The sequence below is a fragment of the Streptomyces sp. NPDC017225 genome, from assembly GCF_044331465.1.
GTDB lineage: Bacteria > Actinomycetota > Actinomycetes > Streptomycetales > Streptomycetaceae > Streptomyces.
Genome location: NZ_JBIRNE010000023.1, coordinates 43,258 through 58,803 on the forward strand (window position 1 = coordinate 43,258; position 15,546 = coordinate 58,803).

Annotated in this window: 2 protein-coding genes; both read right to left on the reverse strand. The window is 74.2% G+C overall.

The window, feature by feature from the left end; genetic code table 11:
- Nucleotides 1-3: 3 nt before the first annotated feature.
- On the reverse strand, nt 4-7,752 hold the full coding sequence (locus ACH4NX_RS33335; RefSeq protein ID WP_398129922.1) for an amino acid adenylation domain-containing protein: 7,749 nt from the start codon (nt 7,750-7,752) through the stop codon (nt 4-6).
- A 12-nt stretch (nt 7,753-7,764) separates the two neighbouring features.
- Nucleotides 7,765-15,546: an amino acid adenylation domain-containing protein gene (locus tag ACH4NX_RS33340; RefSeq protein ID WP_398129921.1), complete on the reverse strand. Its 7,782-nt coding sequence runs from the start codon at nt 15,544-15,546 to the stop codon at nt 7,765-7,767.

The following is a 15,546-nucleotide window of genomic DNA, read 5'->3' on the forward strand; positions in this document are numbered from 1 at the left end:
GCTTCACTCCTTATTGAACATCTGGCGCATGCTGGGGCGACGGGGAGCGGCCGAGGCCTGCGACCACGCGGCGAGCGCGGCGACCGTCGGCTGGTCGAAGACCTGGCGGATGGGGATCTCGACGCCCAGCTCGGCGCGGGCGCGGCTGATCAGCCGGGTGGCGAGCAGGGAGTGCCCGCCGAGCGCGAAGAAGCCGTCGTCGAGGCCGACCCGGTCCACGTCGAGCACCTCGGCGAACAGCTCGGCCAGGGCCTTCTCACGGGGGGTGCGGGGCTCGCGGTAGGGGGCGCCGGTGAACTCCGGCTCGGGCAGCGCGGCCCGGTCCAGCTTGCCGTTGGGCATCAGCGGCAGCCGGTCCAGGAGGACGAGGGCGGACGGCACCATGAAGTCCGGCAGCCGCTCGGCGACGAATCCGCGCAGCTCCTGCGCGGTCGTCGCCCGGCCCGAGGGCACCACGTAGGCGACGAGCCGCTTGCCGACGCCGGTGCCCCGGGCGACGACGGCGGCCTGGGCGACGTCGGGGTGCGCGGTGAACGCGGCCTCGACCTCGCCGGGTTCGACGCGGAAGCCGCGCACCTTGACCTGGGTGTCGGCGCGGCCCGCGTACTCCAGCAGGCCGTCGGCGTTCCAGCGGGCCAGGTCGCCGGTGCGGTACATGCGCGAGCCGGGCGGGCCGTACGGGTCGGCGACGAACCGCTCGACGGTCAGTGCGGCGCGGCGGTGGTAGCCGCGGCCCACGCTGCCGCCGACGTACAGTTCGCCGACCGTGCCCCGCGGCACCGGGGCGAGGCCGGGGCCGAGGACGTAGGCGCGCATGTTGCCGAGCGGGGTGCCGACGGGCGCGTTGCCCGACGCGTCCGGTGTGCCGCCGGGGACGTCGCAGGTGGTGGCGTAGAACGACTCGCTCTGCCCGTAGGCGTTGACGATCCGCACCCCCGGGAAGGCGGCGCGCACCTTCTCGGCGAGCGGGACGGGCAGGGCCTCGCCGGCGAAGACGACCGTCTCCACGCTGGTGCGGTCCGCGATCCGGTCGACGAGTTCGGCGAAGGCGGACGGCACGGTGGAGATGACGGCGCCGCTCCAGCTCTTCCGCTCCCCCAGCACCAGGACGTCCCGGACCAGTTCGACGACGCCGCCGGTGGCGAGCGTGGTGAAGATCTCGAACGCGGAGACGTCGAAGTTGACGGACGCGCCGGCCAGCATCCGCCTGCCCGGCCCGAGCCCCACGCGGGAGGCGAGCCGGAGCACGCCGTTGACCACGTTGGCGTGGGTGATGGCGACGCCCTTGGGGGTGCCGGTGGAGCCGGAGGTGTACATCACGTACGCCAGCTGCTGCGCGTGCGTGGGCGGCACCGGACCGGCGGGGCCCTCGGTGAGGTCGAGCGTGTCGAGGCACAGGTCCGGGGCGTCGTGCTCCGGCAGCGTGCCGGCCGTGGCGGAGTCCGTCAGGACCAGGCACGGCCGCGCGTCCCGGAGGACGGCCCGCAGACGGTGGCCGGGGTAGCGGGGGTCGGCCGGCAGGTACGCGCCGCCCGACTTCAGTACCGCGAGCAGGGCGACGACCAGGTCCGCCGACCGGGGCAGGGACACCGCGACCACCGACTCCGGTCCGACGCCCCGGCGGGCCAGTTCGGCCGCCAGGCGGCCGGCCCGGGTGTCGAGCTCGCGGTAGGTGAGCGTCACTCCCTCGGCGACCACGGCGGTCTCGTCCGGGGTGCGCGCCGTCTGCGCCTCGACGAGCCCGCCGATCGTGGTGTCCGGGGTCGGTTCGGCCGTGTCGTTGAAGCCGGCCAGCAACCGGTGGCGCTCGGCCGCGTCCAGGGTCTCCAGTCGGGCGGCCGGCAGCCCGGGGGTGGCGGTGAGCTGCCGCACGACCCGGACGAGGCGGGCCGCGTAGGTCTCCACCGTCTCGCGGTCCAGGACCTTCTCGGCGTACTGGAGGGACAGCTGGAGGTGGGGTTCGACCAGTGCCATCAGGGTCAGCGGGTAGTTGGTGCCGGTGTCCGCGGTCATGCCGGTGAGGGTGATCCCGGCGGTGGCGTCGAGGGCGGCGCCGAGGCTCTCCCGGTCGACCGGGTAGGACTCGAAGACGACCAGTGTGTCGAACAGGGACCGCAGCCCGGCGGCCCGCTGGATCTCCGTGAGCGCGTGGTGGTGGTGCTCCAGCAGGCCGGCCTGGCGGTTCTGCAGGCGGGTGAGGATGTCGGCGAGGGTGTCCCCGGGCTCGTACCGGACGCGGACGGGGAGGGTGTTGATGAAAAGTCCGACCATCGACTCCACGTCCGTCACCGCGGGCGGGCGCCCGGAGACGGTCGCGCCGAACACCACGTCCTGGCGGCCGGTGAGCTGGCCGAGCAGCAGCGCCCACGCGCCCTGCACCAGGCTGTTGACGGTGACGCCCAGCTCGGCGGCGGCGCGGCCGGCATCGCGGGCCACCTCCGGCGGCAGCGCGACCTCGACCCGGCCGAGGCCGTCGTCGCCCGCGCCCTCGGCGCCGGGGACGAGCAGGGTGGGCTCCTGGAGCCCTTCCAGCTCGGCCGCCCAGGCCCGGGCCGACTCCTGACGGTCCTGCCGTGCGCGCCAGGTCAGGAAGTCGCCGTAGCCGCGCACGGCCGGCAGGGCGCACTGGTCGCCGTCGTAGGCGTAGAGCAGCAGCAGGTCCCGCATCAGCAGAGGGGTGGACCAGCCGTCGAACAGGACGTGGTGGGCGGTCATCACCAGTTCGGTGCGCTCGGGCCCGAGGACGGCGAGGGCCAGCCGGAACAGCGGCGGGGCGTCCCGGTCGAAGTGCGCGGCCCGGTCCTCGGCGAGGAACCGCTCGAACGTCCCGGTCGCCTCCGTCCCGCCGGCCCCGGTCAGGTCGAGGTGGCGCCAGGGCAGGGCCACCGCCCGCGGCACCACCTGGACCACGTCGCCGTCCGCCTGCTCGACGTACGCGGCGCGGAGGTTGGCGTGCCGGTCCAGCAGCGCCTGTCCGGCGCGGCGCATCCGCTCGGCGTCGATCCCGCCGGAGAGGTGGAACACCATCTGCATGTGGTAGGCGTCGAAGGACGACCCGGCCAGCATGGTGTGGAACAGCATCCCGGACTGCGCCGGCGTCACCGGCCACACCTCGGCCAGCCGGCCGAAGCGGGCCTCCCAGGTGTCGATCTCCTCCTGGCTCACGTCGACCAGGGGCGCGTCGCTCGGGGTCAGCCCGCCGGCGTCGGGGGCCTCGGCGTGCCGGGCCAGGGCGGTCAGCGCCTCCACCCACAACCCGGCCAGCTCGGTGACCTCGTCGCGGGAGAGCACGCCGGTCGGGAAGCCGAAGTAGGCGGTCAGCTCGTCGCCGGCGGGGGTGGCGGTGGCGACCGCGTTGATCTCCAGCGCGGAGAGCACCGGCATGTCGGCGTCCGGCGCGGCGATCAGGTCGCGGTGGGTGGTGTCCGGCGTCCAGCCCAGGCCGCGCAGTTCCTCGGGGATGTCCGCCGCGGAGGACTTGCCGAGGTAGTTGAACCCGATCTGGGGCCGGCGCTGCCCGGTGAGGGCGGCGGCGGTGGCGGGGTTGAGGTGGCGCAGCATGCCGTAGCCGATGCCGTTGTCCGGTACCGCGCGCAGTTGCTCCTTGACGGCCTTGACCGCCCGCCCGGCCGCCGGGCCGCCGGCGAAGGCGTCCGCCACGTCGACGCCGGCCAGGTCCAGGCGCACCGGGAACATCGCGGTGAACCAGCCGACCGTGCCGGACAGGGCGGCGCCTGGCACCAGGTGCTCCTCCCGGCCGTGTCCCTCCAGCCGGACCAGGGCGGCCGACCCGGGCACGCCGCGCGTCCGGCGCCAGCGCACCAGCGCCAGTGCCAGGGCGGCCAGCAGCCCGTCGTCGGCGCCGCCGCGGAACACCGACGGCACCGTGTCGAGCAGTGTCCGTGTGACGTCGGCCGGCACCTGGACGCGGACCGTTTCCACGGTGGCCGCGACATCGCGGGCGGGGTCCGTCTCCCGTGAGCCGAGCGGGGGCTCCTCGCCGCGCAGGATCTCCTGCCACACGGGCAGCTCCGCCACGCGCTCGGGGGCGGCCGCCTCGTCGGCCAGGGCGTGCGTCCAGCGGCGCAGTGAGGTGCCCGCCCCGGCGCGTTGTGGCGGGAGCCCGTCGCGGACCCGCTGCCAGGCGGACACCAGGTCCGGCAGCAGGATCCGCCAGGACACCCCGTCGACGACCAGGTGGTGCAGCACGATCAGCAGCCGGTCCGCGTCCGTGGCGGAGGTGAACCGCACGAACTGCGCCATGACGCCCGCGTCCGGGTCGAGCCGGCCGGCCGCCGCGTCCAGCTCGGCCCGCACGTCGGCGTCGTCGTAGGGGATCTCGCGCAGCAGGGCGCCGGCGTCCACACTGCCGGCCGGGGCCATGACCAGGCACGGCTCGGTGCGGTCGAGGCGGGACCTGAGGACGTCGTGGCGGTCCAGTACGGCCCGCAGCGTGGCGGCCAGTCCCGTGCGGTCGATGTCCTCGGGCAGGGTCAGCAGCGCGGACATGCAGAACCGGCCGAGGCCGCCGCCGAGTTCGAGGACGTGGGCCGCGGTCGGCGGCAGCGGGGAGCGGCCGGTGCCGCCGCCGGGCAGCTCGGCCAGGGTCACCGGTTCCTGTTCCGCGCGGCCCTCGACGAGTTCCGCGAGCCGGACGACCGTGCGGTGCTCGAAGACCTCCCGTGTGCTGACCACGACGCCGCGCGTCCTGGCCCGTGCGACGACCTGGATGGAGCGGATGCTGTCGCCGCCGCTGGTGAAGAAGTCGTCGTCGATGCCGACGCGTTCGGCGCCGAGCACGTCCGCGTACACCTCGGCGAGGATCCGCTCGGTCCCGGTGCGCGGTGCCCGGTACTCGGCACCGGCGAACTCCGGTTCGGGCAGCGCGGCCCGGTCCAGTTTGCCGCTCGCGGTCAGCGGCAGCCGGTCCAGCGTCACGAGCAGGGCGGGCACCATGTAGTCCGGCAGCCGTCGGGCGGCGAACCGCCTCAGCTCCGCGGCCGGGACGGTGCCGGCGTCCGTGCCGTCGGGGGTGGTCCGGGCCGGTGCCACGTAGCCGACGAGCCGGGCGTTGCCGGCGGGGTCCTCGCGCACGGTGACCACGGCCCGGCCGACCGCTGGGTGCTGGGCGAGGACCGTCTCGATCTCGGTGGGCTCGACGCGGATGCCGTTGACCTTCACCTGGGTGTCGGCGCGTCCCGCGTAGACGAGGCGGCCTTCGGCGTCCCACCGCGCCAGGTCACCGGTGCGGTACATGCGCGCGCCGGGCTCGCCGAAGGGGCAGGGCACGAACCGCTCCGCGGTGGCCCGGCCGTCGCGGTGGTAGCCGCGGGCGAGCCGGCCGGCGACGTACAGCTCACCGATGACGCCGGGCGGCACCGGGGCGAGGTCCGGGCCGAGGACGTGGGCGCGCATGTTGGCCAGGGGCCGTCCGACGGGGACCGCGCCGGCGGGGTCCGGCCGCCCGGGGAGGGTGTGCGTGGTGGCGTAGAAGCTCTCGGTCTGCCCGTAGGCGTTGACGACGCGGACGCCGGGCAGGGCGTCGCGCACCTTGCGCACCAGGTCGGCGGTGAGGGCCTCGCCGGCGAAGACGACGGTCGCGACGTCGAGTCCGGGGCCGCCGCCGTCCGCCCGCGCGGTACCGAGCTGGTCGAGCAGCGCGGAGAACACCGTGGGCACGGCGCTGATCGTGGTGCCCGCCCACGTGCCGCGTTCGGCCAGTTCGAGCACGTCACGGACGATCTCCACGGTGGCCCCGGTGGTGAGGGCGGTGAAGATCTCGAAGACGGAGACGTCGAAGTTCACGGACGTCGCGGCGAGCATCCGGGACCCCGCCTCGACGCCCACGGTGCGGCTCAGGTCCTGTACGCCGTTGACCACGGCGCCGTGGGTGACGGCGACGCCCTTGGGGGTGCCGGTGGAGCCGGAGGTGAACATCACGTAGGCCAGGTCGTCCGCCGAAAGGCGGACGTCCGGTGCGGTGGGGCCGGGGCCGTCCAGGCTCAGGTCCTCCAGGCGCAGCACCGGCGCCGCGCAGCCGGCCACGGCCGCCGCCGCCTCGTGGCCGGTCAGCACCAGCGCCGGACGGGCGGTGTCGAGCAGCAGGCCGATCCGTGAGGACGGGTGGCCGGGGTCGACCGGCAGGTGGGCGCCGCCGGCCTTGAGCACGGCGAGCATCCCGACCACCAGGTCGGCGGAGCGGGGCAGGGCCACGGCGACCAGGACGTCCGGCCCGACGCCGTGCTCCCGCAGCACCGCGGCGAGCCGGCCGGCGCGGGCGTCCAGTTCCCGGTACGTCAGCGAGGTGCCCGCGGACACCACCGCCGTCGCGTCGGGGGTGCGGGCGGCCTGGGCGGCGACCAGCTCCGGCACCGTGGATCCGCGCACCGCTGCCGCCGTGTCGTTCACCCGTGTCAGCAGGTCCCGTTCGGCGTCGGTGAGGACGTCCACCGCGCCCAGCGGCGCCCGGGGGTCTGCCACCACCTGTCGCAGGACGCGCACGAAGCGGTCGACGATCGCCCGGGCCGTGGTGTGGTCGAACAGTTCCGTCGCGTACTCCAGCCGCCCGTAGGCGCCCCCGTCCGCGTGCGGGACGACGTTGAGGAAGAGGTCGAACTTGGCGGTCCCGGTGTCCGCCGCGACGGGCGTCGCCCTCAGCCCCGGCATCTCGATGGGCGGCCACACGAACTGCCAGGCCAGCATCGTCTGGAACAGCGGCTGGTAGGAGGTGGCGCGTTCCGGGCCCAGCAGCTCCACCAGGCGCTCGAAGGGCACGTCCTGGTTGTCGTACGCGGCCAGGGCCTTGTCGCGCACCTGCTCCAGCAGTTCGCCGAACGACGGGTCGCCCGACAGGTCGGCGCGCAGCACCCAGGTGTTGACGAAGAACCCGATCAGGTCGTCGAGCTGCTCGTCGGCGCGGCCCTCGATGGGGCTGCCGATCGTCAGGTCGGTGCCGCCGCCGAGCTTGTGCAGGAGCACCGCCAGCGCGGCCTGGGCGGCCATCGGCGGTGTGGCGCCGCGCTCGGCGGCCAGCCTGCCGAGTCCGGTGAGCAGCTCGGGTTCCAGCTCGAAGGAGACGTGTCCGCCGCGGTGGTCGGACATCGTCGGGCGGGGCCGGTCCAGGGGGAGCTGGACCGGCTGCGGCACCCCTTCCAGTTCCTGGCGCCAGTAGTCGATCTGCGCCGCGGCGACCGACTCCGGGTCCGCCTCGTCGCCCAGCACCTCCCGCTGCCACAGCGTGTAGTCCTTGTACTGCACCGGCAGCGGCTCCCACCGGGGGGCCTCACCCCGGTGGCGGGCCGCGTACGCCGACACCAGCCCCTTGAGGAACGGCGCCATGGAGGCGCCGTCCACGGCGATGTGGTGGAACACGAACGCGACGACGTGCTCCTCGGGGGAGAGCCGCAGGACGGTGGTGCGCAGCGGCAGCTCCGTCTCCAGGTCGAACCCCTCGCGCAGGACCTCGCCCAGCGCGGCGTCGACCGCGTCCGCCGTCACGTCGGCCACGCGGAACGGGACGGGTGCCTCCTGCGGGGGCAGGACGCGCTGCTCCGGTGTGCCGTCCGGGTTCTCGGCGACCAGGGTGCGCAGCGTCTCGTGCCGGGTCACGACGTCCGTCACGGCCGCGGCCAGGGCCGCGGTGTCCAGCGGCCCTTCCAGGCGCAGCGCGAAGGGGATGTTGTAGGTCGCGGACGGGCCTTCCAGACGGTGGAGGAACCACAGCCGGCGTTGGGCGAACGACAGCGGAATCATCGGCGCAAACTCCTACACGGTCATCGGGCGCAGCTGGGGGCGGTTCTTCTTGCGCGGCCGGGAGTCGTCCGCGGTCAGTTCCTCGATACGTTCCGCCAGTTGAGCGACGGTCGGATTGCGGAACACCATCGTGACCTTGGAGTCGACGCCGAACTGGTTGCGGACGCGTCCGCTGAGCCGGGTGGCCAGCAGGGAGTGGCCGCCGTTGCCGAAGAAGTCGTCGTCGATGCCGATCTCCTCCCTGCCGAGCAGGTCGGCGAAGAGCCGGCACAGGACTTCCTCGGTGGGGGTGCGCGGCGCCCGTCCGGCCTGGGCCTTGCCCTGGTCGGGGGCGGGGAACGCGCCGCGGTCGAGCTTGCCGCTCGGGTTCGTGGGGAAGTCGGCGAGCGGCACGATCGCCGACGGGACCATGTAGTCCGGCAGACGCCGGCGCAGCAGTTCCGCCAGGGGCGCGAGGTCCGTCGCCGCCGGGTCGGTCCTGTCGGCCGGCACCACGTAGGCGACCAGCCGCGGATCGCCGGGGCGGTCCTCCCGTACCAGGGCGACCGCCCGCGCCACGGCGGGATGCTCGGCCAGGACGTGCTCGATCTCGCCCAGTTCGATCCTGAAGCCCCGGATCTTGACCTGGAAGTCGGTGCGCCCGACGTACTCCAGCCGGCCGTCCTCGCGCCAGCGCACCAGGTCGCCGGTGCGGTACATCCGCGTGCCGGGGTCACCGAACGGGCAGGCCGTGAACCGTCCCACGGTGAGGTCGGGCCGGCCCTGGTACCCGCGGGCCAGGCCGTCGCCGGCGATGTACAGCTCGCCCCGCACCCCGCGTGGGACGGGCCGCAGCCGGGCGTCGAGCACGTACACCCGGGTGTTGCCGATCGGTGTCCCGATGGAGGGGGCGCCCGCGCCGGGCGTGACCGGCGCGCTCGTCGACCAGATCGTCGTCTCGGTCGGACCGTAGACGTTGGCGACCTCGGCGGCCTGCCCGGCCAGTGCCTCGGCGAGGTGCGGCGGCAGTGCCTCCCCGCCGACCAGGACCCGCAGGCCCGCGGCGCCGTCGGGCTCCTCCATGAGCAGGATCTGCCAGAACGCCGGTGTCGCCTGTACGACGCTCACCCGGTGTCGGCGCATCACCTCGCGCACGGCCGAGGGCTGGGAGACGGTCTCCTTGCCCGCCAGCACCACCGCCGCCCCGGAGATCAGCGGAAGGTAGAGCTCCAGTCCCGCGATGTCGAAGGAGACCGTCGTCACGGCCAGCAGCCGGTCCGAGGGGGCCAGCGGGAATCGCCGCCGCATGGTCGCCAGGAAGTTGGCCAGTCCCCGGTGGGTGACCGACACACCCTTGGGCCTGCCGGTGGAACCCGAGGTGTAGATGACGTACGCGGCGTTGTCCGGGCGGACGGCCGCGGCGGGCGCCGAGGCCGGGTATCCCGAGCAGTCGGCGCCGGCGAGCGTGTCGGCGTCCAGGACGAGCGCGGGACGGGCGTCCTCGAGGATGTGGTCGATCCGGGACCGGGGGTGGTCCGGGTCGATCGGGACGTAGGTGGCGCCGGTCTTCAGCACCGCCAGCAGGGCGGCCACGAGCTGCGCGGACCGCGGCAGCCGCACGGCCACCAGCGACTCGGGCCGTACGTCGCGGTCGATCAGCCAGTGCGCGAGACGGTTGGCGCGTTCGTCCAGTCCGGCGTAGGTGAGGGACTCGTCCTCGGCGATGACGGCGAGAGCCTCGGGGGTGGCCTCGGCCTGCCGGCGCACGGCCTCCACCAGGCCCGCCTCCGGGGTCGGCTCGGCGGTGTCGTTGACCTCGCGCAGCAGCCAGTTCCGCTCCCGGTCACCGAGTACGTCGATGTCGCCGAGGCGCGTGGCCGGGTCGGCCAGGAGCCGGTCGAGGACCCGCACGAGCCGGACGGCGATCTCCTCGGCCGCGTCGCGGTCGTAGAGGTTGTTCTGGTAGTCGAGGGAGAGCCTCAGGTAGGGGTCGGAGGAGTTGAGCGTGAGCGGGTAGTGCGAGCCCGCGAACGGGCGGATGCCGTCGATGGTGAAGCCCGCCGAGGTGTTGGCCTCCACCATGCCTTCGCGGTCGATCGGGTAGTTCTCGAACACGATCAGTGTGTCGAACAGGGCGGGCAGTCCGACGCTGCGCTGGATGTCGGCCAGCCCGTAGTGGTGGTGGTCGAGCAGGGCGGTCTGCCGGTCCTGGAGGTCGGTGATGACCTCGCCCATGGTGTGGTCGGGGCCGCAGACCACCCGGGTGGGCAGGGTGTTGATGAACAGGCCGACCATCTCGTCGGAGCCGGCCAGGTCGGCCGGACGGCCGTTGACGGCGGCGCCGAAGACCACGTCGCGCTCCCCGGTGAGCTGCGACAGCAGGATCGCCCAGGCGCCCTGGAGGAGGGTGTTCAGGGTGACGCCCAGCTCCGCGGCGCGGCGGGCGAGTTCGCGTCCCTTGTCGATCGGCAGCGGTACCTCGACCCGTCCGAGGGCGGACGCCGTCCCCTTCAGGGCGGCGTTCGGGGCGACGAGGGTCGGCTGGTCGAATCCGTCCAGTTCGGCCTTCCACCGTGCCTCGGAGACCTTCTGGTCCCGCGTGGACAGCCAGGTCAGGTAGTCGCCGTAGTTACGGACCGGCGTCAGCTCCCGGGTTCCGGAGTACAGCCTGATCAGGTCCGTGATCACCATCGGTGACGACCAGCCGTCGAACAGGGTGTGGTGCGCGGTGACGATGAGCTTGGCGCGTCGCGGCCCGCAGGTGAGCAGCGCCAGGCGGATCAGCGGCGGCCGGGCCGGGTCCAGCTGGTCGGCCCGGTCGTCGGCCAGCGCCCGGTCGAGCGCCGCGTCCTGCTCGGCCTCGCTCAGGCCGGTCAGGTCCAGGTGCCGCCAGGGGATGTCGACGTGTTCCGGCACGACCTGCACCGGGTCGCCCTCGTCGGTGGTGAGGAACGCGGAGCGCAGGTTCGGGTACCGCTCCAGCAGCGCCTGACCGGCCGCGCGCATGCGCGCGGGGTCGACGTGGCCGGTCAGGTGCAGCGCGAACTGCATGTGGTAGACGTCGAAGGAACCCTCGGCGAGGGCGGCCTGGAACTGGATGCCGGACTGTCCGGGGGCCTGCGGCCACACCTCGGTCAGCCGGCCGTACCGCTCCTCCCACGCCTCGATCTCGTGCTGCCGCACCGCGACCAGCGGGGCGTCCGCGGGGGTGAGTCCGCCGATGCCGGGCCGTGCGGCGTACGCGGCCATGCCGCGCAGCACCTCGACCCACAGCTCGGCCAGCTCCGTGGTCCGCTCCCGGGTCAGGACGCCGGTGGGGAACATGAAGGCAGCCCGCAGCCGGGTGCCCTCGGGGGTGTCGGTGGCGACCGAGTTGACCTCCAGCGCGGACAGCGCCGGCAGGTCCGGGTCCGGCAGGGCGATCAGCTCCGCGGACCAGGACGCCGGCCCCCATCCCTCGGCGCGCAGGTGCTCGGGCACGTCGGAGTCGGAGATGCGGCCGAGGTAGTTGAACCCGATCTGCGGTGTGGGGCAGTCGGCGAGCTGCTCGCCGGTCTCCTCGTTGAGCCAGCGCAGCAGCCCGTAGCCGACGCCCTTGTCGGGAACGGCGCGCAGTTGCTCCTTGACCAGCTTGACGGCCTGCCCGGCGGCGGCGCCGCCCGCCAGCACGTCGGCCAGGTCCATGTCCCGCACGTCGACCCGGGCCGGGTACATGCTGGTGAACCAGCCGACGGTGCGGGAGAGGTCGGCCCCGGGGACGACGTCCTCCTCGCGGCCGTGTCCCTCCAGGCGGACCAGGGTCGAGGCGTTGGCGCCGCGCCACCGCTTCATCGCCAGGGCGAGGGCGGCGAGCAGCACGTCGGTGCCGGTGCCCCGGAACGCCGTGGGGAGCGTGCTCAGGACCGCCTCGGTGACGTCGGCGGGCAGCTCCACCCGCACGGTGTCGACCGTGGACCACACGTCCACCGCCGGGTCGAACGGCCGCCCGCCCAGCGGCGGGTCGGACTCCTCCAGCACGTTCTGCCAGTGGGCCAGTTCCGCCTCCCGCTCGGGGGAGTACGCCTCGTCCTCCAGCGCGGACGCCCAGCGCCGGGCCGAGGTGCCGACCGCCGGCAGTTCGGGTGCCCGGCCCGAGCGGACCTGCTGCCAGGCCTCGGCGAGGTCCGACATCAGGATGCGCCAGGAGACGCCGTCCACGACCAGGTGGTGCAGCACCACCAGCAGCCGGCCCCGGCCGGAGCCGGCGGCGAACCAGACGAAGTCCGCCATGGTGCCGGCCTCCGGGTCGAGGCGTCCGACCGCGTCGTCCAGTTCCGCCCGGGCCGCCTCGAGCGTGGCCGGCTCGTCCCAGCGGCCGTCGCAGCCGACCCGGCGGATCAGGTCCGCCGCGCGGACGGTGCCGGTCTCCCGTACGACGAGGGAGGGCTCGTCGCCGCGCACCAGGCGGGCGCGCAGCAGGTCGTGCCGGTCGAGCACGGCGTCCAGGGTCGCGGCGAGGCCGTCGGCGTCGATGCCCTCGGGCAGTTCCAGGACCATCGACATGGCGAACCGGTCGGTGCCGCCACCGTGCTCGAACACCTGCCGCGCCACCGGCTGCAACGGCATCGGACCGACGCCCGCGCCGTCGAGTTCGGTCAGTACGGGCGCCCGGTCGCGGCGGTCGGCGGCCACCTCGGCCAGCCGGGCCGCCGTGCGACACTCGAAGATCTCCCGGGTGGTCAGTTCCACGCCCTTGGCGCGGGCCCGCGCCACCACCTGGATGGAGCGCAGGCTGTCCCCGCCGACCGCGAAGAAGTCGTCGTCGGCGCCGACCCGGTCCACGCCGAGGACGTCCGCGTACGCGGCGGTGATGATTCGCTCCGCCTCGGTGCGGGGCTCCCGGTAGGTCTCGCCGAGGAACTCCGGCTCGGGCAGCGCCGAGCGGTCCAGCTTGCCGGTCGGTCCCAGCGGCAGCCCGCCGAGGGCGACGAAGGCCGAGGGCACCATGTAGTCGGGCAGCCGCGCCGCGACGAACTTGCGCAGTTCGGCGGCGGAGGCCCCGGACTGCACGTCGACGTCGCCGATGCCGCCGACGCCGTCGTCGCCGACGGCCCCCTCACCGGTGTGCACCACGTACGCGACGAGCCGCTTGCCGCCCGAGGGCAGCTCGCGGCCGATCACCACGGCCTCGCTGATGCCGGGATGCCGGGTGATGACCGCCTCGACCTCGGCCGTCTCGATACGGAAGCCGCGCACCTTCACCTGGCCGTCGCCGCGGCCGACGCACTCCAGTTCGCCCCGCGCGTTCCAGCGGGCCAGGTCTCCGGTGCGGTACATCCGCTCGCCGACGGGGCCGAAGGGACTGGGCAGGTAGCGTTCGGCGGTCAGGCCCGGGCGGCCGTGGTAGCCGCGGCCCAGGCAGGCCCCGGCCACGTACAGCTCGCCGACCACACCCTGCGGTACGGGGGCGAGGCCCGGGCCGAGGACGTAGGCGCGCATGTTGCCCAGCGGGGTGCCGATGGGCGCGACGTCGCCGTCGGGCCACTCCTCGCCCGGGGCGAGGGAGAAGGTGGTGGCGTAGAAGCTCTCGCTCTGCCCGTAGGAATTGACGATCCGCGCGTCGGGCAGGGCGTCGCGCACCTGCCGGACCAGCCGGGCCGGAAGGACGTCGCCCGCGAAGACGACGGTGCGCACGTCGGCCGCCTTGTCGAGGTGCCCGACCAGTTCTCCGAGTACGGAGGGGACGCCGCTGAGGATGTGGCCGTCGAAGCCGTCCCGCTCGCCGAGCGCCAGCGCGTCGGGCAGGATCTCGGCCGTGCCGCCGGTGGTCAGGGTGGTCAGCAGCTCGAAGACCGAGACGTCGAAGTTGACCGAGGTGCCGGCCGGCATCCGCCATCCGGGCGGGGTGTCGAGGACGCGGACCAGTTCCCGCACGCCGTTGACGACGTTGCGGTGGGTGATCGCCGCGCCCTTCGGCTTGCCGGTGGAGCCGGAGGTGTACATCACGTACGCCAGGTTGTCCGGGCCGAGCGGCGAGGTCCGGGCGGTGTCGTCCGGCGCCCCGGCCGGCCCGTCCCAGTCGGCGCGGTCGTCGACGTTGACCGGCGTGATGTCGCCGGGCGGCAGCTCCCGCCAGGTCGCCGTGTCGGTGACCGCGAACCGGGGGCGGGCCTCGGACAGCACGGTCCGCGCCCGCCCGCCGAGGTACCGCGGGTCCATCGGAACGTATCCGGCGCCGGACTTGAGGATGCCGAGCAGGCCGGCGACGAGGTCCTCGGTGCGCGGCAGCGCGAGCAGCACCAGGTCCTCGGGGCCCGCTCCGCGCCCGATCAGTTCCCAGGCGACCCGGTTCGCCCGGTCCTCCAGCTCCCGGTAGGTCAGGGTCCGGCCGTCGCACACGAGCGCCGGGGCGTCGGGCGTGGCGGCCGCCTGCCGCTCGAACATCCCGGGGACCGTCAGCCCGGGCAGCTCGGCCGGGGTGCCGGCGGCCCGGGTGAGCCAGCGGTCCCGCTCGGTCGCGTCGAGGACGTCGACGGTGGCGACGGCGCGCTCCGGGTCGGCCACGAGCAGGCCCAGGACGCGGACGAACCGCTCGGCGATGCCCGCGGCCGTCTCCCGGTCGAACAGGCCGGTGGCGTACTCCAGGCGGCAGTCGGCCCCGCCGGAGGCGCCCGGCAGCAGGTCGAAGAAGAGGTCGAACTTGGCGGTGCCGGTCTCCAGCCGCTCGACCCGCACGCCGAGGCCGGGCAGGTGGAGCGGCGGCACGGGCGGCTGCCAGGAGAGCATGACCTGGAAGAACGGGTTGTAGGCGGTGGAGCGGTGCGGGTTGAGCAGCTCCACCAGCCGCTCGAAGGGCATGTCCTGGTTGTCGTAGGCGGCCAGGGACCGCTCCCGCACCCGCTGGAGCAGCTCGCGGAAGGTGGGGCTGCCGGCCAGGTCCACGCGCAGCACCCAGGTGTTGACGAAGAACCCGACGAGGTCGCGCAGGTCCTCGTCGGTGCGGTCCGTGATGGGCGCGCCGATGGGTACGTCGTCGCCGCAGCCGAGGTGCCGCAGGAGCACCGCGAGCGCGGAGTGCATGACCATCGACACCGTGGTGTCCAGCTCCGCGGCCAGTTTCTCCACGGACTCCAGGAGGCCGGGGTCCAGGGAGAAGGGGATCCGGTCGCCGTCGGGGCTCATCACTCGCGGACGCGGGCGGTCGGTCGGCAGGGGCAGCGGCTGCGGCAGGTCGGCCAGCGCCTCGCGCCAGTACTCCAGTTGCCGGGCCGCCAGGCTCTCCGGGTCCGACTCGTCGCCCAGCAGGTCGAGCTGCCACAGCGTGTAGTCCGCGTACTGCACCGGCAGCGGCTCCCAGGCCGGGGCGACGCCCTGGGCGCGGGCGGAGTAGGCGGTGGTGAGGTCGCGGAACAGTGGCCCGAAGGACTCTCCGTCCACCGCGATGTGGTGCGCGACGACGACGAGGGTGTGGTCCTGCGGTCCGCCGCGCACCAGCCGGGCGCGGATCGGCGCGTCGGCGGCCAGGTCGAACGTCTCGGTGGCCGTCTCCTCGATCACCGCCGCCCGCTGCTCCTCGGCGGCCTCGACGACGGGCAGGCCGAACGGCTTCTCACCGGTCGCCAGCACGCGCTGGTGCGGTACGCCGTCGTCGCCCTCGACGATCACCGTGCGCAGGACCTCGTGCCGGTCGACGACGTCGCGGAGCGCCGCCGTGAGCGCGTCCACGTCCAGCTCGCCGGTCAGCCGCAGGGCGAACGCGCCGTTGTAGGTCGGCGAGGGGCCTTCGAACCGGTCCACGAACCACAGCCGGCGCTGCGCGAACGACAACGGGATCAT

Coding starts and splice junctions, on each gene's coding strand:
- ACH4NX_RS33335 (WP_398129922.1), bottom strand. CDS start 7,752: ATGATTCCGCTGTCGTTCGCCCAACGCCGGCTGTGGTTCCTCCACCGT.
- ACH4NX_RS33340 (WP_398129921.1), bottom strand. CDS start 15,546: ATGATCCCGTTGTCGTTCGCGCAGCGCCGGCTGTGGTTCGTGGACCGG.